The sequence below is a fragment of the Clavibacter phaseoli genome (assembly GCF_021922925.1).
Classification (GTDB): domain Bacteria; phylum Actinomycetota; class Actinomycetes; order Actinomycetales; family Microbacteriaceae; genus Clavibacter; species Clavibacter phaseoli.
On record NZ_CP040786.1, the window covers coordinates 1,326,371 to 1,349,248 of the forward strand.

18 protein-coding genes are annotated in these 22,878 nt (G+C 75.0%); 8 read left to right on the forward strand and 10 right to left on the reverse strand.

Going from position 1 to position 22,878, the window contains the following annotated elements; all coding sequences use genetic code 11:
• Positions 1–16: 16 nt before the first annotated feature.
• From FGI33_RS06200 to FGI33_RS06225, 6 genes are all read left to right on the forward strand, one after another.
• A complete protein-coding gene (locus FGI33_RS06200; RefSeq protein ID WP_119434684.1) occupies positions 17–946 on the forward strand; it encodes an oxidoreductase in 930 nt (309 codons plus the stop codon).
• A 64-nt stretch (positions 947–1,010) separates the two neighbouring features.
• Positions 1,011–2,699, forward strand: a complete 1,689-nt coding sequence (locus FGI33_RS06205; RefSeq protein ID WP_119434683.1) for a long-chain-fatty-acid--CoA ligase — start codon at positions 1,011–1,013, stop codon at positions 2,697–2,699.
• 97 nt (positions 2,700–2,796) lie between these two features.
• On the forward strand, positions 2,797–3,795 hold the full coding sequence (locus FGI33_RS06210) for an SDR family oxidoreductase (RefSeq protein WP_119434682.1): 999 nt from the start codon (positions 2,797–2,799) through the stop codon (positions 3,793–3,795).
• 9 nt (positions 3,796–3,804) lie between these two features.
• On the forward strand, positions 3,805–5,253 hold the full coding sequence (locus FGI33_RS06215; RefSeq protein ID WP_119434681.1) for a phytoene desaturase family protein: 1,449 nt from the start codon (positions 3,805–3,807) through the stop codon (positions 5,251–5,253).
• Between the two features lie 72 nt (positions 5,254–5,325).
• Positions 5,326–5,772 (forward strand): SRPBCC family protein, encoded by a 447-nt coding sequence (locus FGI33_RS06220; protein ID WP_119434680.1) that lies wholly within the window; start codon positions 5,326–5,328, stop codon positions 5,770–5,772.
• A gap of 109 nt (positions 5,773–5,881) precedes the next feature.
• The gene (locus FGI33_RS06225) at positions 5,882–7,570 is read left to right on the forward strand and encodes a long-chain-fatty-acid--CoA ligase (RefSeq protein WP_237582393.1); all 1,689 of its coding nucleotides are present in this window, start codon (positions 5,882–5,884) and stop codon (positions 7,568–7,570) included.
• A 45-nt stretch (positions 7,571–7,615) separates the two neighbouring features.
• Here FGI33_RS06225 and FGI33_RS06230 read toward each other — a convergent pair whose 3' ends face one another.
• Positions 7,616–8,287: a hypothetical protein gene (locus FGI33_RS06230; protein ID WP_237582394.1), complete on the reverse strand. Its 672-nt coding sequence runs from the start codon at positions 8,285–8,287 to the stop codon at positions 7,616–7,618.
• Between the two features lie 135 nt (positions 8,288–8,422).
• A complete protein-coding gene (locus tag FGI33_RS06235; RefSeq protein ID WP_237582395.1) occupies positions 8,423–9,142 on the reverse strand; it encodes a DedA family protein in 720 nt (239 codons plus the stop codon).
• Positions 9,143–9,265: 123 nt separating this feature from the next.
• Between FGI33_RS06235 and FGI33_RS06240 the strand changes: the two genes are divergently transcribed.
• Positions 9,266–10,915, forward strand: a complete 1,650-nt coding sequence (locus FGI33_RS06240) for a hypothetical protein (RefSeq protein WP_237582396.1) — start codon at positions 9,266–9,268, stop codon at positions 10,913–10,915.
• Between the two features lie 16 nt (positions 10,916–10,931).
• Here the strand turns inward: FGI33_RS06240 and FGI33_RS06245 are convergent, their stop codons facing one another.
• Genes FGI33_RS06245 through gatC form a run of 4 tightly spaced genes read right to left on the reverse strand, consistent with a single transcriptional unit; the run spans position 10,932 to position 15,991 of the window.
• Positions 10,932–12,569, reverse strand: a complete 1,638-nt coding sequence (locus FGI33_RS06245) for an ABC-F family ATP-binding cassette domain-containing protein (protein ID WP_119456661.1) — start codon at positions 12,567–12,569, stop codon at positions 10,932–10,934.
• Positions 12,566–14,068 carry an Asp-tRNA(Asn)/Glu-tRNA(Gln) amidotransferase subunit GatB gene (gene gatB, locus FGI33_RS06250; protein ID WP_119434765.1) on the reverse strand — a complete coding sequence of 501 codons (1,503 nt, stop codon included), beginning with the start codon at positions 14,066–14,068 and terminating at the stop codon, positions 12,566–12,568. Before gatB ends, FGI33_RS06245 begins: the two co-directional genes overlap by 4 nt.
• Positions 14,068–15,615, reverse strand: a complete 1,548-nt coding sequence (gatA, locus tag FGI33_RS06255; RefSeq protein ID WP_119434766.1) for an Asp-tRNA(Asn)/Glu-tRNA(Gln) amidotransferase subunit GatA — start codon at positions 15,613–15,615, stop codon at positions 14,068–14,070. The genes gatB and gatA overlap by 1 nt, the downstream gene beginning before the upstream one ends.
• 7 nt (positions 15,616–15,622) lie before the next feature.
• On the reverse strand, positions 15,623–15,991 hold the full coding sequence (gene gatC, locus FGI33_RS06260) for an Asp-tRNA(Asn)/Glu-tRNA(Gln) amidotransferase subunit GatC (RefSeq protein WP_015490093.1): 369 nt from the start codon (positions 15,989–15,991) through the stop codon (positions 15,623–15,625).
• Between the two features lie 56 nt (positions 15,992–16,047).
• Here gatC and FGI33_RS06265 point away from each other — a divergent pair, with 56 nt between their 5' ends.
• Positions 16,048–16,500 (forward strand): META domain-containing protein, encoded by a 453-nt coding sequence (locus FGI33_RS06265; RefSeq protein ID WP_237582397.1) that lies wholly within the window; start codon positions 16,048–16,050, stop codon positions 16,498–16,500.
• Positions 16,501–16,512: 12 nt separating this feature from the next.
• Here the strand turns inward: FGI33_RS06265 and FGI33_RS06270 are convergent, their stop codons facing one another.
• The 4 genes from FGI33_RS06270 to FGI33_RS06285 form a co-directional block, all read right to left on the reverse strand.
• The gene (locus FGI33_RS06270) at positions 16,513–17,889 is read right to left on the reverse strand and encodes an alpha/beta hydrolase (RefSeq protein WP_237582398.1); all 1,377 of its coding nucleotides are present in this window, start codon (positions 17,887–17,889) and stop codon (positions 16,513–16,515) included.
• Positions 17,890–18,002: 113 nt separating this feature from the next.
• Entirely contained in the window at positions 18,003–20,489 is a 2,487-nt protein-coding gene (gene ligA, locus FGI33_RS06275) for an NAD-dependent DNA ligase LigA (RefSeq protein ID WP_237582399.1), read from the reverse strand.
• A 7-nt stretch (positions 20,490–20,496) separates the two neighbouring features.
• Positions 20,497–21,660 (reverse strand): tRNA 2-thiouridine(34) synthase MnmA, encoded by a 1,164-nt coding sequence (gene mnmA, locus FGI33_RS06280; protein WP_182623332.1) that lies wholly within the window; start codon positions 21,658–21,660, stop codon positions 20,497–20,499.
• Positions 21,657–22,862 carry a cysteine desulfurase family protein gene (locus FGI33_RS06285; RefSeq protein WP_237582400.1) on the reverse strand — a complete coding sequence of 402 codons (1,206 nt, stop codon included), beginning with the start codon at positions 22,860–22,862 and terminating at the stop codon, positions 21,657–21,659. The genes mnmA and FGI33_RS06285 overlap by 4 nt, the downstream gene beginning before the upstream one ends.
• Positions 22,863–22,878 lie beyond the last annotated feature (16 nt).

Consider the following 22,878-nt stretch of genomic DNA (forward strand, 5'->3'; position numbering starts at 1 on the left):
CGCAAGAGGAGTCCGCGTGCCCCGTCCCACCGACATCATCATCAGCCCGCTCGACGGGAAGCGCGCCGTCGTCACCGGCGGCAACAGCGGCCTCGGCCTCGAGACCGCGCGCCGGCTCGCCGCGGCCGGCGCCTCCGTCGTGCTCACCTCGCGCGACCCCGAGCGCGGCGAGGACGCGGCAGGATCCATCCGCGACCGCCACCCCGGCGTCCACGTGGAGGTCGGATCCCTCGACCTCGCCGACCTCGCCTCCGTGCGCGCCTTCGCCGACCGCGAGATCGAGCGCGGGCCGATCGACATCCTGGTCGACAACGCCGGCGTCATGGCCCCGCCGGACCGGCGCGAGACGGCCGACGGCTTCGAGATCCAGCTCGGAACCAACCACCTCGGACACTTCGCGCTGACCGGGCTGCTCCTGCCGGCGCTGCAGGCGGCCGACGCGCCCCGCGTGGTCGTCGTCTCGAGCCTCGCGCACTGGATGGGCCGCATCGCGTTCGGCGACCTCCAGTCCGAGCGCCGGTACAGCCCCTGGGCGGCGTACGGCCAGGCGAAGCTCGCGAACCTGCTCTTCATGCGCCGCCTGCAGGCGCTCTCCGAGGAGCGGGGCTGGGGCCTCACGGCCGTCGCCGCGCACCCGGGCGTCACGTCGACGAACCTCGCGAAGAACGGTCCGGGATCCGGGCCGCAGGGCGCGGTGAGCGACCTGGCCGCGAGGTTCGGGCCGGCCGCGATGGGCCAGGACGTGCGCGTGGGCGCCCTCCCGCAGATCCAGGCCGCGACCGGCCTCGGCGTGCACCCGGGCGACTACTACGGTCCCGCGGGCGCGGGCGGGATGAGCGGCATGCCGCACCTGGCCGCCTCGAGCCCGTGGTCGAAGGACCCCGAGCTCGCCCGCCGCCTCTGGGACGCGTCCGAGCAGCTGACCGGGGTCGTCTACCCCGCGTAGCCCGCGACCGATGCACGACGGATGCGCCCGGGTCCCGCCCGGGCGCATTCCCTATGGTGGGGACATGAGCATCGACGCCGACCGCCCCTGGGTACGCAGCTACGCGGACGGGGTGTCGGCCGACATCCCGCCGGTCATCGGATCCCTCGTCGACATGGTGGAGCGCTCCATCCAGCGGCACGCGAAGGCCGTCGCGCTCGAGTTCTTCGGCCGCGAGACGACCTACCGCGAGATGGGCGACCAGATCAGCCGCGCGGCCGAGGGCCTGCGCCGCCTCGGCGTCCGCAAGGGCGACCGCGTCGCGCTCGTGCTGCCGAACTGCCCGCAGCACGTCGTCGCCTTCTACGCGGTGCTGCGGCTCGGCGCGATCGTCGTCGAGCACAACCCGCTCTACACGCCGCGCGAGCTCCGGCACCAGTTCGAGGACCACGGCGCGCGCGTCGCCATCGCCTGGAACACGGTCGTCGGCACGATCCAGGACATGCCGCGCGACGTGCCCGTCGACACGATCATCTCGGTCGACCTGCCCGCCGCCATGCCGCTCGCCACGCGCCTCAAGCTGCGCCTGCCCGTGCCCGCCGCCCGACGCGCCCGCGCCGCGATCACGACGCCGGTGGAGGACACCGTCACGTGGGAGGAGCTCGTCGACCACCGCCGCATCGCCGCCTCCCGCCCGCGTCCCGAGCTCGACGACGTCGCGATCCTCCAGTACACGAGCGGCACGACCGCGAGCCCCAAGGGCGCGGTCCTCACCCACCGGAACCTGCACGCCAACGCCATGCAGGGCCGCGCCTGGGTGCCCGGCCTCGCCGACGGCGGCGAGACCGTCTACGGGGTGCTGCCGATGTTCCACGCCTACGGCCTCACGCTCTGCCTCACGTTCGCCATGGCCATCGGCGCGCGCCTCGTGCTCTTCCCGAAGTTCGACGTGGACCTCGTGCTCGCCGCCGCGCGCAAGCACCCGCCGACGTTCCTGCCCGCCGTGCCGCCCATCTACGAGCGGCTGGCGCGCGGCGCGAAGGCGAAGCGGGTCGACCTCACGGGGGTCCGGTTCGCGATCTCCGGCGCCATGAACCTGCCGGTGTCCACCGTCGAGCTGTGGGAGGGCCTCACGGGCGGGTACCTCGTCGAGGGCTACGGCCTCACCGAGACGTCGCCCGTGGCGCTCGGCAACCCCATCGGCCCGTCGCGGCGTCCCGGCACGGTCGGCGTGCCGTTCCCGAGCACCGAGGTGCGCGTCGTGGATCCCGAGGACCCGACCGTCGACCGCGCGGCCGGCGAGGAGGGCGAGCTGCTCATCCGCGGCCCGCAGGTGTTCCAGGGCTACTGGCGCCGCCCCGACGAGACGCGCGCCGCGCTCCTCGACGGCGGCTGGTTCCGCACGGGCGACATCGTGCGCGTCGACGCCGACGGCTTCACGACGATCGTCGACCGGATGAAGGAGCTCATCATCACGGGCGGCTTCAACGTCTCCCCCAGCGAGGTCGAGGACGTCGTGCGCGGCGCCCCGGGCGTGCAGGGCGTCGCCGTCGTCGGGCTGCCCTCGGCGGACGGCGGCGAGGACGTCACGGCGGCCGTCGTGCTGGATCCGGGCGCGACGCTCGACGAGGCCGCGATCCGCGCCTACTGCCGTGCCCACCTCACCGCGTACAAGGTCCCGCGCCGGGTGATGCAGGTCGATGCGCTGCCGACGTCGCTGATCGGCAAGGTCCTGCGCCGCCAGGTGCGCGAGGACCTGCAGCGCGAAGGCTGACCGCCGCCTGGCAGGACGGGCCGCGCGCCGGGTCGGCCGCCGCGACGGTCCTACGGTGGAGGAGCACGTTTCGTGCACCAACCATCGAAGGAGCGCCATGACTCGAGGCATCGCCGTCGTCACCGGAGGATCGGCCGGACTGGGCCGAGCGACCGTACGGGAGCTCGCGGACCGCGGCTGGGACGTCGCCGTCCTCGCTCGCGGCGAGGACGGGCTCGCGGGCGCCGTCGCCGACATCGAGGCGCGCGGGCGCCGCGGGCTCGGCATCTCCACCGACGTCGCCGACCGCCTGGCCGTGGAGGCCGCCGCGGACCGCGTCGAGGACGAGCTCGGCCCCATCGACCTGTGGGTCAACGACGCCATGGTCGGCGTCTTCGGCGAGTTCCTCACCACCGACCCGGCCGACTTCGAGCGCGCCACCGCCGTCAACTACTTCGGCTTCGTCAACGGCACGCGCGCCGCCCTCAGCCGCATGGTGCCGCGCGACAGCGGCCACGTGATCCAGGTCGGCTCGGCGCTCGCCCACCGCGGGATCCCGCTCCAGGCCGCGTACTGCGCCGCGAAGCACGCCGTGCAGGGGTTCACCGAGTCGGTGACGACCGAGCTGATCCACAACGAGAGCAAGGTGAGGATCTCCACGGTCGACATGCCCGCGCTCAACACGATCCAGTTCAACTGGGTCAAGTCGCAGCTGCCGCACCACCCGCAGCCCGTGCCGCCGATCTTCGAGCCCGAGGTGGGCGCGCAGGCCATCGCCGCGGTCGCGGAGAAGCCGAAGCGCCGGAACTGGGTGGGCGAGCCGACCGTCATGACCGTCCTCGGCAACCGCTTCGTCGCCAACTGGCTCGACGGCTACCTCGCGAAGACCGGCTACACCGGCCAGCAGGCGGAGGACAAGACGCAGCCCATGCTCACGACCAACCTCTACACGCCGACCGCGGGCGACCACGGCGCGCGCGGCATCTTCAGCGACCGCGCCCGCATGATGAGCCCGCAGGTGTGGATCGTCCGCAACCGCGCGAAGGCCGTCGCCATCGGCGCGGGCGCGCTCCTCTCCGGTCTGGCCGCCGGCACCGCGGCGCTCCGTCGCCGATAGCCTCGACGCATGGGTGACATCGACGCGATCGTGGTCGGATCCGGACCGAACGGGCTGGCCGCGGCCGTGACGATGGCCCGCGCGGGGCTCCGCGTGGAGGTGCACGAGCGGGCCGACACGATCGGCGGCGGGAGCCGCACGGCGGAGCTCACGCTCCCCGGCTTCCACCACGACATCTGCTCCGCCGTGCACCCGATGGCGCTCGCGTCCGGGTTCTTCCGGGCGTTCCAGCTCGACCGGCGCATCGACCTCGTCGTGCCCGAGATCTCCTACGGGCATCCGCTCGACGGCGGCGTCTCGGGCATCGCCTACCGCGACATCGAACGCACCGTCGACGCGCTCGGCGTCGACGGGCGCGCGTGGCGGCAGCTCATGGGACCGCTCGCCGCGTCCGCCGACCGGGTCGCCCAGTTCACGAACGGCCCGCTGCTCCAGGTGCCCCGGCACCCGCCCACCGCGATCCGGCTGGGCCTCCGCGCGCTCGAGCAGGGCTCGCCCGCGTGGAACGCGCGCTTCCGGGGGGACGTGGCCCCCGCCATGTTCACCGGGGTCGCCGCGCACGCGATCCAGACGATGCCGAGCGTGTCGACGGCCGCGGCCGCGCTGTCCCTCGGCGCGTACGCCCACGCGCGCGGCTGGCCGGTGCCGATCGGCGGCAGCCAGTCCATCGTCGACGCGATGGTCGACGACCTGCGGGCGCACGGCGGCGAGGTCGTCACGGGATCCGAGGTGCGGACGCTGCGCGAGCTGCCCGCCGCCCGCGCCGTGCTGCTCGACACCAGCGCCCGGGCGCTCTCGCGCATCGCGAGCGACCGCCTGCCCGCCCGCTACCTCCGCGCCCTCCGCCGCTTCCGCTACGGCAACGCGGCCTCCAAGGTCGACTTCGCGCTCTCCGGGCCCGTGCCGTGGACGGATCCCGAGCTCCGGAAGGCGGGCACGCTGCACGTCGGCGGCACCCGCGCCGAGATCCAGCGGGCCGAGCGCGACGTCGCCGCCGGGCGCCACAGCGACGACCCGTACGTGCTCGTCGCGCAGCCGTCGATCGACGACCCCGGCCGCGCACCCGAGGGCAAGCACGTGCTCTGGGCGTACACCCACGTGCCCGCGGGATCCACGGTCGACCAGACCGAGGCGATCACCCGCCAGATCGAGCGCTTCGCCCCCGGCTTCCGCGACCTGATCCTCGCCTCCTCCAGCATCGACGCCGTCGGGATGGAGGAGCACGACCCCAACTACATCGGCGGCGACATCGCCGCGGGCGCCGCGAGCGTGTGGCAGCTCCTCGCGCGTCCCGTGCTGTCGCCGGATCCGTGGCGGACGCCCGCCGCGGGCGTCTACCTCGCGTCGAGCTCGGCGACACCCGGCCCCGGCGTGCACGGGATGGCCGGGTACCAGGCCGCCCGGAGCGCGCTCCGGCACGAGTTCGGGATCGAGCGCGGACCGGACCTCTCCCTGTAGCAGGGCCGCCCGCGGGCGTCGAGCCCGACGAGCCGATTACCGCAGCCTGGACGCGCGCAGCAGACTGGACCCATGTCCGTCACCCGCCGCCGCATGAAGTGCTCCCCGTCCGACGTCGTCGAGGTGGTCGCCGACGGCTGGCTGTTCCCCGCCTGGGTCGTCGGCGCGTCCCGGATGCGGGCCGTCGACGACGCCTGGCCCGCGGTCGGATCCCAGCTGCACCACTCCTTCGGCTCGTGGCCTGCGCTCATCGACGACGCGACCACGATGCTCGAGTGGGATCCGCCGCGCCGCATGGTCATGCAGCCGAAGGGCTGGCCGCTCGGCGAGGCGCGCGTCACCGTCGAGGTGCGGACGCTGCCGGACGGGTGCGAGGTCCGCATGACCGAGGAGGCCGTGCGGGGCCCGGGGCGCCTCGTGCCCGCGCCGATCCTCGACCTGCTCCTGCACGCGCGCAACGTCGAGACGCTGCACCGGCTCGCGTACCTGGCCGAGGGGCGGCGCGCGGGGCGGGACTGACCCCGCGGGGCGCGCCCTCCGCGTCCCCGGCGCCGCGCGAGGCACGCGTCCCCGTGCCGTCGCCTCCGCGTCACCGGCCCGGGCACGCTCGCGGCCTAGGGTGGGAGGGGTGACCACCCCCACCGAGCGGGCCTGGCTGGCCAGCTACGCGCCCGACGTCCCGCACGAGATCGACCTGCCGCAGGGATCGCTCGTGGACATCGTCGACCAGTCCGTCCTCCGCTTCCCCGGTGGCACCGCGCTCGACTTCCTCGGGGCGGAGACCAGCTACCGCGAGCTCGGCGAGCGGATCGCGCGCGCCGCGCAGGGCCTGCACGACGCGGGCGTCCGCGCGGGCGACCCGGTCGCGATCGTGCTGCCCAACTGCCCCCAGCACGTCGTGGCGTTCTACGCCGTGCTGCGCCTCGGCGCCGTCGTGGTCGAGCACAACCCGCTCTACACGCCGCGCGAGCTGCAGCACCAGTTCGAGGACCACGGCGCCCGCACGGTGATCGCGTGGGACCGGTCGGTCGCGACGATCCAGGCGCTGCCCGACGGCGTGCGGCCCGAGCGCATCGTGTCCGTCGACGTGACGCGCGCCATGCCCCGGCGCACGCGCCTCCTCCTGCGCCTCCCCGTCCCGAAGGCCCGCGCGGCGCGCGCCGCCATCGCCGCGAAGGTCTCCGGCACGATCACCTGGGAGCGGATCTCCGCCGTCGCTCCCCTGCCGGTCGACCACCCGCGTCCGGCGGCGACCGACCTCGCGGTCATCCAGTACACGAGCGGCACGACGGGCGCGCCGAAGGGCGCCGAGCTCACGCACCTCAACCTCAGCGCGAACGCGGCCCAGTCCCGCGCGTGGGTGCCGACCGTCTCCCGCGGCACGAGCGTCGTCTACGCCGTGCTGCCCATGTTCCACGCCTACGGGCTGACCCTCTGCCTCACCTTCGCGATGAGCATGGGCTCGCGCCTGGTGCTGTTCCCGCGCTTCGAGCCGGACCTCGTGCTGCAGGCGATCCGCCGCCACCCGCCGACGTTCCTGCCCGCCGTGCCGCCCATCTACAAGCGCCTGCGCGAGGCCGCCGAGGCGGAGGGCGTCTCGCTCGCGGGCATCTCGATCTCCATCTCCGGCGCCATGGCGCTGCCCGAGTCGGTCGTCGTGCCGTGGGAGGGGCAGACCGGCGGCTGGCTCGTCGAGGGCTACGGCCTCTCGGAGTGCTCGCCCGTGCTGATGGCGAACCCCGTCGGCGACACGCGCCGCGCGGGCACGGTCGGCCTGCCGCTGCCCAACACCGAGGTGCGCGTCGTGGATCCCGAGGACCCGACCGTCGACCGGCCCGCGGGCGAGCCCGGCGAGCTGCTCGTGCGCGGGCCCCAGGTGTTCCGCGGCTACCACGGCCGCCCGGACGAGACGGCCGCCGTGCTCCTCGAGGGCGGCTGGTTCCGCACGGGCGACGTGGTGACGATCGACCAGGACGGCTTCGTGCGCATCGCCGACCGGATCAAGGAGCTCATCATCACGGGCGGGTTCAACGTCTCGCCGAGCGAGGTCGAGGACGCCGTGCGGCAGCTGCCGGGCGTGCGCGACGCCGCGGTGGTGGGGATCCCCCGCGACGGCGGCGACGAGGAGGTCGTGGCCGCCGTGGTGCTCGAGGAGGGGGCGACGCTCGACGAGCAGGCCGCGCGGACGACGCTGCGCGGCGAGCTGGCCGCCTACAAGGTGCCGCGCCGGATCGTGGTGCTCGACGAGCTGCCGACGTCGCTCCTCGGCAAGGTGCTGCGCCGGAAGGTGCGCGAGGGCATCGTCGACGCCGGCTAGGCGCCCGGGGACCTCCCCGGACGCCGCGGCACGGCCCGCCGTGCGCTAGAAGAAGTCGCCGCCGCCGAAGTCGCCGCCGCCCCCGAAGTCGCCGCCGCCGAAGTCGCCGCTGCCGAAGTCCCCGGCGCCCGCGTCGGCGCCGCCGGCGTCGGCAGCGCCGGCGTCCGTCGCGCCCGCGTCCGCTCCGCCGTCGGCCCCCGCGTCGGCGCCGCCGTCCGCGCCGTCCGCGCCCGCCTGGTCGTAGCCGACCGCGTCGGGGATGAGCGCCTGCGCGATGGCCGAGCCGACCACGACGCCCGCGATGGTGCCGAGCATGGATCCGGCGATCATGCCGCCCATGCCCATCCCGGCGCCGCCGCCGCCGGCGAGTCCGCCGCGCGGGCCGAGGGTGCGCTCGAGCGTGCCGGGCGCGCGCATCTCCGAGCGCGTGGCGGAGCGGGCGAGCGACTCGGGGCGGTCGTCCACGGGCGCGTCGCCCTCGGCGGCGTCCGAGCTCAGCTGGCGGAAGAGGATCTCGCGCTGCTCCGGGGTGAGCTTCTGGAAGGCCTCCAGGTGCACCTCCTCGATCCTCTCCGGCGGCGCGGTGCGGAGCAGGTAGCGGTAGCGCTCGACGGCGACCTCGTCGGCGCTGCGCTCGCGCGGGGCGCCGGCCTCGGCGCGGTCACGTCGTCCGTCGGGCTGCTCGTCGCGGCCCAGGAGCCTGTCCAGGAATCCCATGGTGGTGCCTCTCGCCGGGGCCGGATCGGCGCGGATCGCCGACCTCGTCGGCCTCCGGCCACCGTACGCGGCGGGCCCGGGAGCCCCGTGGGAGGCGGGTGCGCGTCGCCCGCGCCGGCGCGGGACCGCTCCGGGTCAGCTGTCGCGCTCGGCCCCGCGCCGCTGTGCCCGGCGGCGGAGGGCGCGGCCGACCAGCAGGAGCACGAGGATCCCGAGCACGGCGTAGACCGCGTAGTCGAGGTACTGCGCGTACGCGTCGATCAGCTCGTACTGGCTGCCGAGGGCCGCGCCCAACCCGATGAGGGCGCCGTTCCAGAGGCCGCTGCCGGCGATCGTGTAGAAGCTGAACGTGCCGAGGTGCATGCCCGCCGCGCCCGCCGGCAGGGAGATCAGGCTGCGGACGCCCGGCACGAGACGGCCGAAGAACACCGCCGACCTGCCGTGCCGGTGGAACCACGCGGCGGCCACCTCGAAGTCGTGGCGCTCCACGAGCGGCAGCCTCGAGAGCACGCGGATGGTCCGCTCCTCCCCCGCCTTCCGGCCGAGCCAGTACAGGAGCAGGGCGCCGAGGTAGGCGCCGAGCGTGCTGGCGACGATCACGAGCACCAGGTTCATGCGACCCGTCGCCGCGACGAAGCCGGCGAGCGGCAGCACGACCTCGCTCGGGATGGGCGGGAAGACGGTCTCGATGAACGTCATGGCGCCGACGCCCACCTCGCCGAGCGCCTCGATCACGCGGGCGGCGGCGCCCACGAGGCCGTCGAGGCCCTCGAGCGGATCCTCGGCGCCGGCGGCGGGGCGGGCGCCGGCGATCGTCGTCGTCGGCAGGAGGGTCGGCGGCAGGAGAGCGGTCACCCGACCACGCTACCGGGCGGCTCCCGGGAGGCCCGTGTCGACGACGGCCGGCGGACGTCGCCGTCCCGCGCCGGGCGTCGGCGCGTCGGCCCGCCCCCGCCGGGGGTCGCGTAGCGTGGTCGGGTGTCGTCCCCCCTCCGCCTCCCCCGATCCCTCCGCGCCTCCGCCGCCCTCCTCGCCGCCGTCGCCCTCGTCGCGGGCCTCGGCGCCTGCACCGCGGAGGAGCGGACGCCCGACGCGCTCCGCCCCGTGACGGCCGCGCCCGAGGCGCCGCTCACCGTCGTGGGCCAGGCCGACGACTCGGACGCGTCGATCGCCATGAGCGGGAGCCTCTTCCGCCAGGCGCCCGTCGCCGTGCTCGCGCCCGCGGGCGACGTCGCGGCGCAGGAGCTCGGCGCCGAGGCCGCGGTCGCGCTCGGCGCGCCGCTCATCGTCCAGGGGGCCGGCGCCGCGCCCGAGATCGCGCGCCTCGGATCCTCGGGGGTGCTCGCCGTCGGCGACCTCGGCGACGACGCCGCGTCGGCGCTGCCGGCGTCGACCACCGTGGTGCGCGCCGACCACGCCGCCGACGTGGCCCGGGTCACCGGGGCCGAGGTCGCCGACGCGCCCGACGCGGATCCGTCCGCCGCCGTGTCGCGCGTGGCCGCGCTCGCCGCGCCCGACGGCGACGCCTCCCCCACGACCCCGACCGCGGGATCCGGCGACGACGCCCTCCCCGCCACCGCGCCCGCCGCCGCCCTCACCGGCGCGCACGCGCTCGCCACCGACGCCGCGTCCTCCCTCGCCGCGGTCGCGACCGCGCGCGCGGCCGGCGTCGGCGTGACCGTCGTGCCCGAGGGGACCCCGGACCCGCGCGCCTCCGCCGACGCGATCGCCGCGCTGCACGACGCGGGCGCGACGAGCGCCATCGCGGTCGGCGCCGCCTTTGCGGACGACGCGTCGCTCGAGGGCCGCATCCGCACGGCGTCCACGGGCGACCAGCTCCCGGGCGGCGGCCAGCTCGTGCTCCCCGGCAAGCGCTACGTCGCGCTCTACGGCGCCGCCGGCACGGGCGCGCTCGGCGTGCTGGGCGAGCAGGGGCCCGCGGACGCCGTCGCGCGCGCGAAGGCGCAGGCGGCCGAGTACCAGCCCTACTCCGACGAGCCCGTGATCCCCATGTTCGAGCTCATCGCCACCGTCGCCGCGGGCTCGGCGGGACCCAACGGCGACTACTCGTCCGAGGTCCCCGTCGAGACGCTGCAGCCCTGGATCGACGCCGCGAGGGATGCGGGCGTCTACGTCGTCATCGACCTCCAGCCCGGCCGCACCGACTTCCTGACGCAGGCGAAGCGGTACGAGTCCGTGCTCGCGCAGCCGGGCGTCGGCCTCGCGCTCGACCCCGAGTGGCGGCTCGGCCCGGACCAGGTGCCGCTGAAGCAGATCGGCAGCGTGTCCGCGGCCGAGGTCGACGCCACGACCGACTGGCTCGCCGGCCTCGTCCGCGAGAGGGGCCTGCCGCAGAAGATGCTCGTGCTGCACCAGTTCCGGCTGAGCATGATCCAGGACCGCGCGTCGCTCGACATGGACCACCCCGAGCTCGCGATGCTCGTCCACGCGGACGGGCAGGGCGGCCAGCCCGACAAGCAGGCGACCTGGCGCGCCCTCCACGCCGACGCGCCGGCCGGGATGGCCTGGGGATGGAAGAACTTCATCGACGAGGACACGCCGATGCTGAGCCCCGAGCAGACGATGCGCGACGTCTCCCCCGTGCCGGACCTCGTCACCTACCAGTAGCGAGGACGGGCGCGGCTCAGGACTCGGTGACGACGCCCCGGTCCACGTGCCAGTGCCGGTCGAGGCGCACGGCGTCGAGCATCCGCCGGTCGTGCGTGACGAGCAGGAGCGTGCCGTCGTAGGAGTCGAGCGCCTGCTCGAGCTGCTCGATGGCGGGCAGGTCGAGGTGGTTGGTCGGCTCGTCGAGCACCAGCAGGTTGACCCCGCGGGCCTGCAGGAGCGCGAGGCCCGCTCGCGTGCGCTCGCCGGGAGAGAGGCCATCGACGGGACGCGTGACGTGGTCGGCGCGCAGGCCGAACTTGGCGAGCAGCGTGCGGACCTCGGCGGGCGAGAGATCCGGCACCTGCTCCGCGAACGACTCCGCGAGGGGCAGCTCGCTCCGCAGCGACTGGCGGGCCTGGTCGATCTCGCCCACCTGCACGCTGCGACCCGGTGACGCGTCGCCGGCGTCCGGGGCGATGCGGCCGAGGATCAGCCCGAGCAGCGTCGACTTGCCGGCGCCGTTCGGGCCGGTGATCCCGATGCGGTCGCCGCCGTCCACCTGGAGCGACACGGGACCGAGGGTGAAGCCGCCGCGCGTGACGGTCGCCGCGCGCAGCGTCGCGACCACGGCGCTCGACCGGGGCGCCTGCCCGATGGTGAAGGCGAGCTCCCACTCCTTGCGGGGCTCCTCGACCTCCTCGAGGCGCGCGATGCGGCTCTCCATCTGGCGGACCTTCTGGCCCTGCTTCTCGCTGGACTCGGCCGAGGCCTTGCGGCGGATCTTGTCGTTGTCGGGCGACTTCCGCATGGCGTTCCGGACGCCCTGGGACGACCACTCGCGCTGCGTGCGGGCGCGGGACACGAGGTCCGCCTTGGTGTCGGCGAACTGCTCGTACGCCTCGCGCGCGTGGCGGCGGGCGACCTGGCGCTCCTCGAGGAACGCGTCGTAGCCGCCCTCGTAGACGCGGACGCTGTCCTGCGCGAGGTCGAGCTCGACGACCGTGGTGACGCAGCGCGCGAGGAACTCGCGGTCGTGGGAGACGAGGACGACGCCGCCGCGGAGGCCGCGCACGAAGGACTCCAGGCGCGCGAGGCCGTCGAGGTCGAGGTCGTTGGTGGGCTCGTCGAGGAGCACGACGTCGAAGCGGCTGAGCAGGAGCGCGGCGAGGGCGACGCGCGCGGCCTGCCCGCCGGAGAGGCCCGCGGTGGGGAGCTCCGGGTCGAGGTCGAGCCCGAGCTCCGCGAGCGTCACGGGCAGGCGCTCGTCGAGGTCGGCGGCGCCGCTCGCCATCCAGCGGTCGAGCGCGGTGCCGTACGCGTCGTCGGCGCCGGGCAGGCCCTCGCCGAGGGCGACGGCCGTGCGGTCCAGCTCGGCCGAGGCCTCGGCGCAGCCGGTGCGGCGGGCGACGTAGCCCGCGACGGTCTCGCCCGGGATCCTCTCGTGCTCCTGCGGCAGCCAGCCGATGAACGCGTCGGCGGGCGAGAGCAGCACGCGGCCGTCCTGCGGCGCGTCGACGCCGGCGAGGAGCCGCAGCAGCGTGCTCTTCCCGGCGCCGTTCGCGCCGACGAGGCCGACGACGTCCCCGGGCGCGACCGTGAGGTCGAGCCCGGAGAACAGCGTGCGGTGCCCGTGTCCTCCGGCGAGGCCGCGGGCGACGAGGGTTGCGGTCACGAGGCCTGCGCGCGCTCCAGCACGAGCTCGCGGACGCGGGCCGCGTCCGCCTGGCCGCGCATGGCCTTCATCACGGCGCCGATGACGGCCCCGGCGGCCTGCACCTTGCCGTCGCGGATCTTCGCGAGGACGTCGGGCTGCGCCTGGAGCGCCTCGTCGATGGCGGCGATGAGCGGGCCGTCGTCGGACACGACCGCGAGGCCGCGGGCGTCCACGACCTCCTGCGCCGTGCCCTCGCCGTCGATGACGCCCTCGATCACGTCGCGCGCGAGGCGGTTCGTCAGCGTGCCGGCCTCGACCAGCTCGATGACGGACGCGACCTGCGCGGGGCTGATGAGCGTCGCCGCGTCCACGCCGCGCGCGTTGGCGATGCGGGCGATCTCGCCCGTCCACCACTTGCGCGCCGCCTGCGGGGCGGCCCCGGCCTCGACCGTGTCCACGAGCTCGGTGAGGAGCCCCGAGTTCACGACGTCCTGGAACTCGAGGTCGGTGAAGCCCCACTCGGCCTTGAGCCGGCGGCGGCGGATCGCGGGCGACTCGGGCAGCGCCGCGCGCAGCTCCTCGATCAGCTCGGCGCTCGGCTGCACGGGCAGCAGGTCGGGCTCCGGGAAGTAGCGGTAGTCGTCGGCGTCGCTCTTGGGGCGGCCGGCGGAGGTGCGGCCGGTGTCCTCGTGCCAGTGCCGCGTCTCCTGCGTGATCGTGCCGCCGGCGGCGAGGATGGCCGCCTGACGCTGGATCTCGTAGCGGATGGCGCGCTCGACGCTGCGGAGCGAGTTGACGTTCTTGGTCTCCGTGCGGGTGCCGAGCTTCCCGGATCCGCGCGGGCTCAGCGAGATGTTCGCGTCGCAGCGGAGGTTGCCGCGCTCCATCTTCGCGTCGGAGATGCCGAGCGCCACGACGATGTCGCGGATGGTCGACACGTACGCCTTCGCGAGCTCGGGCGCCTCGGCCTCTGCCCCGTAGATGATGTCGGTGACGATCTCCACGAGCGGCACGCCGGCGCGGTTGTAGTCGACGAGCGAGTGGTCGGCGCCCTGGATCCGGCCCGTCGCGCCGCCCACGTGCGTGAGCTTCCCGGCGTCCTCCTCCATGTGCGCGCGCTCGATCGGCACCGTGACGATGCGGCCGTCGGGCATCTCCACCTCGACCGAGCCGCGGAACGCGATGGGCTCGTCGAACTGGCTGATCTGGTAGTTCTTCGCGAGGTCCGGGTAGAAGTAGTTCTTCCGGGCAAAGCGGGAGCTGGGCGCGATCTCGCAGCCGAGCGCGAGGCCCAGGCTGATCGAGTACCGCACGGCCTGCTCGTTCACGACCGGCAGCGAGCCCGGGAGGCCCAGGTCCACGGGCGTGATGTTGGTGTTGGGCTCGCCGCCGAAGAAGTTCGGGGCGTCGGAGAACATCTTCGTGCGCGTGTTCAGCTCCACGTGCACCTCGAACCCGAGCACGGGCTCGAACATCTCGATGGCCTTGTCGTAGTCCATCAGCTCGGCCTTGGCCATCAGTGCGTGTCTCCGTCCGTGGTGCGTCGCGCGGCGCGCGCGAGCTCGGGTGCCTGGGCGAGCAGGGGCCCGCCCCACCGCCGCTCGAGGATCCCCTCGAGCGCGGCGCCGACCGTGTAGAGGCGCGCGTCCTCGCGGGCGGGCGCCATGAACTGGATCCCGACGGGCAGGCCGTCCTCGGGCGCGAGCCCGATGGGGAGGCCGATGCCGGGGACGCCCGCGAGGTTCGCGGGGATCGTCGTGAGGTCGTTGAGGTACATCGCCAGCGGGTCGTCGAGCTTCTCGCCGAGCTTGAACGCCGTCGTGGGCGCGGAAGGCGTGACCAGCACGTCGACCTGCTGGAACGCGGCGTCGAAGTCGCGCTGGATGAGCGTGCGGACCCTCTGCGCGCTGCCGTAGTAGGCGTCGTAGTAGCCGGCGCTCAGCGCGTAGGTGCCGAGGATGATGCGGCGCTTGACCTCGGGGCCGAAGCCGGCCTCGCGGGTCGCCGCCATGACGTCCTCGACGGTGCCGCCGCCGGGCGGGTTGACGCGGAGGCCGAAGCGCACCGAGTCGAACTTGGCGAGGTTGCTCGACGCCTCCGCGGGGAGGATCAGGTAGTACGCGGCGATGGCGTGCTCGAAGTTCGGGGCGGAGACCTCGACGATCTCCGCGCCCGCCTGCTCGAGGAGGTCGAGCGCCTCGCGGAAGCGCTGCGTGACGCCGGCCTGGAAGCCCTCGCCGTCGAGCTGCTTCACGACGCCGATGCGGAGGCCCTTCACGGATCCCTCGCGCTGCCCGGCGCGCGCGGCCTCAGCGAACGAGGGCCACGTGTCGGTGAGCGACGTGGAGTCGCGCGGGTCGTGCCCGCCGATGACGTCGTGGACGAGCGCCGAGTCGAGCACCGTGCGGGAGACCGGGCCGACCTGGTCGAGGCTCGAGGCGAGCGCGATGGCGCCGTACCGGCTCACGCCGCCGTAGGTGGGCTTGACGCCCACGGATCCGGTGACGGCGGCGGGCTGCCGGATGGAGCCGCCCGTGTCGGAGCCGAGCGCGACGGGCGCCTCGAACGCGGCGACCGCTGCCGCGGATCCGCCGCCCGAGCCGCCGGGGATGCGGTCGAGGTCCCACGGGTTGTGCGTGGCGCCGAAGGCCGAGTGCTCGGTGGAGGATCCCATCGCGAACTCGTCCATGTTGGTCTTGCCGAGCGGAACGAGGCCCGCGGCGCGGAGGCGCTGGACGACCGTGGCGTCGTAGGGCGGAGTCCAGCCCTCGAGCATGCGCGAGCCCGCGGTGGACGGCATGTCGATGGTGCAGAGCACGTCCTTGATGGCGATGGGCACGCCCGCGAGCGGACCGAGCGGGGCGCCGTCGGCGCGCTGCGCGTCGATCTCGGCGGCGCGCCCGAGGGCGCGTTCCCCGGAGACGTGGAGGAACGCGTGGACGTCGCCGTCGACGTGGTCGATGCGGTCGAGGTGCGCGCGCACGGCGTCGACGCTCGAGACGTCGCGGGACGCGAGGCGGTCGGCGAGGTCGGCGGCGCTGAGGCGCGTGAGGTCGTCGGTCATGGTGCTCCTACTGCTCTTCGCCGAGGATCGCCGACACCTTGAAGCGGGATCCGTCGTGCTCGGGTGCGCCCGCGAGCGCCTGGGCGGTGGTCAGCGTCTCGCCCGGCACGTCGGGCCGGTAGACGTTCACGAGCGGGATCGGGTGGCTCGTGGCGGGGACGTCCGGTCCCGCGACCGCGGTGACCTTCGCGACCGACTCCACGATGAGGCCGAGCTCGGTCGTGAGCTGGTCGATCTCCTCCGCGCTCAGGCGGATGCGCGCGAGGCCGGCGAGGTGCTCCACCTGCTCCCGGCTGATCTGCTCCGTGGGGGTCGGCGCCTGGGGGGTCTCGTCCCCGCTGGTCGCGTCGGCGGGCTCGGGCCGGGTGTCGGGCATGCGTCTCCAAAGGACTGTGTGCGGGGGTACCGGGAGATTCTATTAGCGTGACCCCCATGCCCACCGCAGCCCGGATCCCCGCCCGCCGCCGATCCGGACGACCCCGAGGGGCCGCGGTCGCCGCCGTCGCCGTCGCCGCGCTGGCTCTCGCGCCGCTCGCCGGATGCGCGCCCGTCAGCGACGTGCGCGGCAACTGGCACCTCGTGTCCGGATCCGACGCCGCGGGCGACCTGGACGTGGGTGACGCGCTCATCACGATGCGGGTCGGCGGCGGCGGGGTCAGCGGCCGTGGCCCCTGCAACGACTACTCCGGCACGATGGCCGGGAAGGGCGACGGGATGCTCGCCGGGGTCGTCCCCGGCCAGCTCGCGTGCGAGGACGGCGGCCTCGAGGCCCGCTACCTCCAGGACCTCTCCCGGGTGTCGTCGCTCGAGGTGGACGACGGCCACCTCGTCGCGACGGGCCCCGACGACGTGCGGCTGGAGTACGCCGAGCGCAGCCGCGGCTGACGCGCGGGCCCGCTACCTGCCGCTGGCGTCGGCGAGCACGTCGCGCGCGACCGGGCGGTCGATGCCGATGAGCGCGAGGTTCCGGAAGGACTCCGTGCCGCGGTCGAAGTAGCTGTTGTGCCCGACGACGCCCACGAGGGATCCGTCGGCCGAGACGCCCCCGGACGCGCCCGTCCCGGTGACCCCGAAGTGCGCGGCGCCGAACGACGCGCTGCCCGGGTCCGACCCGAAGTACGACGAGCCGACCACCGGATCCCACGGGGCCTCGCCCACGAACACCCGCCCGGCGGGGACGTCGAGCTGCCCGGCGTCGCGCACGGCGCCGCCCGGGGACCCGACGACGGCCAGCGCGTCGACGGACGCCCGCCCGCTCGACAGCGCGAGCAGCGCCGCGGTCGAGCCGTACGAGTGCGCGATGACCGTCACGTACGGCGGGTCGTCGCGGCGCAGGCCCTGGATCCCCTGGATCGCGCCCTCGAGGTACTGCGCGCCCTCGTGCGCCAGGTCGAGCGAGCCGATGCCGAGGAGGTCGGGCGTGCGGTAGCCGATCCAGGAGATGGTGGCGACGCCGCCCGCGCCCTGCGCCGCGCTCGCGCCGAGCAGGGTGGTCTGCTGCTGCTGGAGGCGCGCGGCGACGTCTGTCCAGTCGACCAGGCGGTCGGACACGGAGTAGAACATGCCGGGCACGACGATCCCGACGTACGCCGCGGTGTCGAGGTCCCCCATCACGATGCCGGCGCGTCCCGGCCACGTCGTGTCGAGCGTCAGGAGCGAGCGCGCGGGGCCGCCCACCGCGGGCTCCAGCGCCCGACGCACCTCGGCGAGCATGTCCAGGTCGCGCCCGACCGCCTGCTGCGCGCCGCGACCCGGCGTCGTCGCGGCCTCGGCGTGCAGCTCGCGCTCGCGCTCGGCGAGCAGGCGGCGGTTGGCGGCGTCGCGCTCGACCACCGGGATGCCCTCCAGGTTCCCGACGAGCTCGGGGATGCCCTGGGCGAGGTCGCGGCGCTCGGAGGGCGCGAGTCCCGACCACCACGCGGCGACGCCGGACACGGCGGGCGGGCGGCGGACGAGCTCCCGGATCGTCTCCGGGATCGCGCGCGCGAGCGTCCGGAGCTCCGGCGCGTCGAGCGCGGGCAGCGCCCCGAGGAGCGCGACGGGGGACGTGTCGCGGAGCGTGCGGTCGGAGGCCTCCGGGTCGCGGAGCTGCTGGATCACCCGCGCGGGGCTCGGCAGGTGCGCGCCGGTGGCGGGATCCGCGGCGTCCGGACCGGCGAGGACGGCGATCGGGCGGGTCGCCGCTCCGGCCGTGGTCGCGGGCGCGACGAGCGACCCGACCAGCCCGCACAGGATGGCCGAGGCGGCGAGCAGCACGCGGACGCGAGTCGTCACGGTTCGAGATCCCCCAGAGAGCCGGCGTGGGAGGGCCGGCGCCTGCGGATGGCGCGCCCGCGCCGACGCGTCCGCCCATGGTATCGGCGCGACGTGTCGGGCGGGAGGCCCGATCAGGGGGTGGTCGCGGGATCCCCCGGCTCGGTGTCGGCGTCCGTCGGGCTCGCGGGATCCGCCTCGGCCGCGGCCTTCCGCTTCCGGGCGCGCTTCGGCGCGGGCGGCTCGGTCTCCGCCGGCTCGCCGTCGGGCGCGGCGCCCGCCTCCTCCGGCGCGGGATCCGCGTCGGGCAGGGCGATGGCGTCGGGTCCCTGCTCCACCAGCAGGCGGAACTCGGCCGCGTCGATGATCCGCACGCCGAGCGCCTCCGCCTTGCCGAGCTTGGAGCCGGCGCCCGGACCGGCGGCGACGTAGTGGGTCTTCTTGCTGACGCTGGATCCGGCCTTGCCGCCCGCCGCCATGATCGCCTCGAGCGCGCCCTCGCGCGTGTAGCCGTCGAGCGAGCCGGTGGCCACGACGGTCAGCCCGGCGAGGACGCCGCCCGCGGCGGCCGCGGCGCCCGGACCGGGGTGGCCGGGGACGGCCGTGACCACGCCCGCCCTCTCCCAGCGGTCCACGATCTCGCGGTGCCAGTCGACCTCGAACCAGTCGAGCAGCGCGTCGGCGATGATGCCGCCCACGCCGTCCACCGCGGCCAGCTCCTCGCGGCTGGCGGAGCGGATGGCGTCGAGGGAGCCGAACCAGCCGGCCAGGGCGCGCGCCGCGACCGGGCCGACGTGGCGGATGCTGAGCGCCACGAGGATCCGCCAGAGGTCCTGCGTCTTCGCCTTCTCGAGGTTCTCGAGCAGCACCTCGGCGGACTTCGACGGGACGCTGTCCTCGTCGCCCCACGGCCGCTCGGGGTCGAACGCGCCGTCGCGCTTCGCGACGCGCTTGCGGCGGAACGGCGTGACGCGCTTCGCCTCGCCCGTCCGCTCGTCGACCTTCACCATGCCGGTCTCGGCGTCGCGCACGACGACCGTGATGGGCACGAGGTCGGCCATCGTCAGCTCGAACAGGCCCGCCTCGGTCTCGAGCGGCGGATCCTCGGGCTCGAGCGGCTGCGTGAGCGCGGCCGCCGCGACCTCGCCGAGGCCCTCGATGTCGAGCGCGCCGCGCGACGCCACGTGCTCGACGCGGCCGCGCACCTGCGCCGGGCAGCTGCGCGCGTTCGGGCAGCGGAGGTCGATGTCGCCCTCCTTCGCGGGGCGCAGCGGCGTCTGGCACTCGGGGCAGAGCGTGGGCATGACGAACTCGCGCTCCGTGCCGTCGCGCAGCTCGACGACCGGGCCGAGCACCTCGGGGATGACGTCGCCGGCCTTGCGCAGCACGACCGTGTCGCCGATGAGCACGCCCTTGGCCTTGACGACCTGCTGGTTGTGCAGCGTGGCCTGGCGCACCTCGGATCCGGCGACCTCGACCTTCTCCATCACGGCGAACGGCGTGGCCCGGCCCGTGCGGCCGACGCTCACGACGATGTCGAGGAGCGTCGTGTTGACCTCCTCGGGCGGGTACTTGTAGGCGGTCGCCCAGCGCGGCGCGCGGCTCGTGGCGCCGAGCTCCTCGTGCAGCCCCAGATCGTCGACCTTGATCACGATGCCGTCGATCTGGTGCTCGACCTCGGCGCGGTGCGCACCGTGGCGCCGGACGAACGCGGTGACGTCGGCGATGTCGTCGAACACGCGGAAGTGGGTGGAGATGGGCAGGCCCCAGCCGGCCAGCAGCCCGTAGACCTCGGACTGCGCGGACACGTGCGCGTCGCGCTCCAGCTCGCGGACGGGCCACGCGCCGATGCCGTGCACGAGCATGCGGAGGCGCCGGATGCGCGCGTGCATGAGCTCGAGGCGGGCGGCGGTCTTGCCCTCCTCCTTCTGGCGCAGGGATCCCGCGGCCGCGTTGCGCGGGTTCGCGAAGACGCGCTCCCCCACCTCCAGCTGCCGGGCGTTGAGCTCGTCGAACTCCGCGACGGGGAAGAAGATCTCGCCGCGCACCTCGACGAGCGGCGGGTGCCCGGTGCCGGACAGGCGCTCGGGGACCGTCCCCATGGTGAGGACGTTCTGCGTGACGTCCTCGCCGACGACGCCGTCGCCGCGCGTGGCCGCCGTGACGAGCACGCCGTGCTCGTAGCGGAGGTTGATGGCCAGCCCGTCGATCTTGAGCTCGCTGAGGTAGCGGACGCGGCCGCTGCCGGCGTCACGCTCGACCTTGGCGGCCCACTCGGCGAGCTCCTCCTCGCTGAAGACGTTGTCGAGGCTGAGCATGCGCTCGGCGTGCGTGACGGGCGCGAAGAGCGTGGTCTCGGCGCGGCCGCCGACCGTCTGCGTGGGGCTGTCCTGGCTGCGGAGGGTCGGGTGCGCCTCCTCGAGCGCCTCGAGCTCGTGCACGAGCGCGTCGTACTCGGCGTCGCTGAGGGTGCTCGCGTCCGCCCCGTAGTACTCGTCGCGGTGGCGCTCGATCTCGGTGCGGAGGGCGTCGACCCGGGCGGAGGCGGCCTCGAGGTCGGCGGGGGTGATGGCCGGGACGGCGTCGTCCGCGGCGGGCGATGCGGTGGCGGTGTCGCTCATGCGCGCGTCACTCCCCCGCGGCCGCGCCGACGAGGGCGGCGTCGCGCATCGGCGGCCGGGCGTCGTCCACGGCGCTCACGGTGCGGTCGATCGTGACCTGGCCGAGCACGCGCGTGCCGGCGTAGACGACGGCGGTCTGCCCGGGGGCGACGCCGATGAGGGGATCTCGCGGGGTGATCACGAGCTCGATGATGCCGTCGACCCCCGACAGCCGGGCGCGCGCGGGGACCGGGTCGGCGTGCGCGCGGATCTGCACGTCGCAGTCGAACGGCTGGTCGGGCCGCGTGGGCGGGGTGCCGGCCCAGGTGTACGAGGATCCGGCGATCTCGCGGATGGCGAGCGCCTCCTGCGGGCCGACGACCACGGTGTTGTCCTTCGGCCGGATCTCCAGCACGAAGCGCGGCCGCCCGTCGGGCGCGGGGGTGCCGATCGCGAGGCCCTTGCGCTGCCCGACCGTGAATGCCGCCGCGCCCCGGTGCGTGCCGATCGCGTTCCCCGCGCCGTCGAGGATGTCTCCCGGCTCCGCGCCCACGCGGTCGGCGAGCCAGCCGCGCGTGTCGCCGTCGGGGATGAAGCAGATGTCGTGGCTGTCGGGCTTCTGCGCCACCTGGATCCCGCGCGCCTGGGCCTCCGCGCGCACCTCGGCCTTGGAGGGCGTGGATCCGAGCGGGAAGTACGAGTGCGCGATCTGCTCGGCCGTGAGCACGCCCAGCACATACGACTGGTCCTTGGCCCACGCCGCCGCGCGGTGGAGCTCGGGCTGCCCGTCGGGCCCCGGGAGCACGTCGGCGTAGTGGCCCGTGCAGACGGCGTCGAAGCCGAGGTCGAGCGCCTTCTCGAGCAGCGCGGCGAACTTGATCCGCTCGTTGCAGCGCATGCACGGGTTGGGGGTGCGGCCGGCCTGGTACTCGGCGACGAAGTCGTCGACGACGTCGGCCGCGAAGCGCTCGGAGAAGTCCCACACGTAGAACGGGATGCCGAGGAGGTCGGCGGTGCGGCGGGCGTCCATCGAGTCCTCGATGGTGCAGCAGCCGCGGGATCCGGTGCGGAGCGTCCCCGGCATGCGGCTCAGTGCGAGGTGCACGCCCGTCACGTCGTGCCCGGCCTCCACGGCACGGGCGGCGGCCACGGCGGAGTCGACTCCGCCACTCATCGCTGCGAGGATCTTCACCCCGTGAGCCTACGCGCCGCGCGGCCCGCGAGACCCGCCCGGGAGGCCCGCGCGACGGCGTCGGGCAGCGCCGCGAGGAGCGCGTCGACGTCGTCGTCGGTCGTCGTGCGGCCGAGCGTGAACCGGAGCGCGCCGCGGGCCTCGTCCTCGGGGATGCCCATGCCGAGGAGCACGTGCGAGACCTCGGGCACGCCGGCCTGGCACGCGGATCCGGTGCTCACCGAGACGCCGGCCATGTCCAGCAGGAGCAGGAGCGAGTCGCCTTGGCAGCCCACGAAGGTGAGGTGCGCGTTGCCGGGGAGGCGGCCCGCGGGATCCGGGTCGCCGCGGAGGACGGCGCCCGGGACGTCGCGGAGCGCGCTCTCGACCAGGCGGTCGCGGAGGCGCGCGAGGCGCACCGCCTCGGCGTCGAGCTCCGCCACGGCGAGCGTCACGGCCGTCGCGAACGCCACCGCGGACGCGGCGTCCTGCGTGCCCGAGCGCACCTGCCGCTGCTGGCCGCCGCCGTGGATCTGCGGATCCACCGTCGCCTGCCGCGCGAGCACGAGCGCGCCGCTGCCGACGGGCCCGCCGACCTTGTGCGCCGAGACGCTGACCGCGTGCACCCCGGCGTCGCGCCAGCGCCGGAACGGGACCGGCATGTGCCCGAGGGCCGCGACCGCGTCGACGTGCACGGGCACGCCGTGCGCGCGGGCGAGGGCGGCGAGCTCCTCGACGGGCTGGATCGTGCCGACCTCGTTGCTCGCGGCGAGGAAGGTGAGCAGGGAGACGGATCCGGGGTCCGCGGCGAGCGCGGCGGCGACCTGATCGACCCGGATGCGCCCGACCGCGTCGATGGGGAGCCGCTCCACGACGGCCCCGCGCCGCTCGAGCCACTCGACCGTGTCGACCGTGGCGTGGTGCTCGCCGTCGGGCACGAGGATCCGCGTGCGCCGGGGATCCGCCGCGACGCGCGCGCCGTGCAGCCCCTTGATCCCGAGGTTCACCGACTCGGTGCCGCCGGAGGTGAGGATCACCTCGACCGGGTCCGCGCCGAGCGCCCGCGCGATGGCCTCGCGCGCCTCCTCCAGCACGCGCCGCGCCTCCTGGCCGTGCGAGTGGATGGAGGACGGGTTCCCCACCAGGGTCAGCGCCCCGGCGAGCGCCGCGATCGCCTCCGGCCGCATCGGGGTCGTGGCCGCGTGGTCCAGGTAGACCGTCATGCCCCTACCCTAGGTC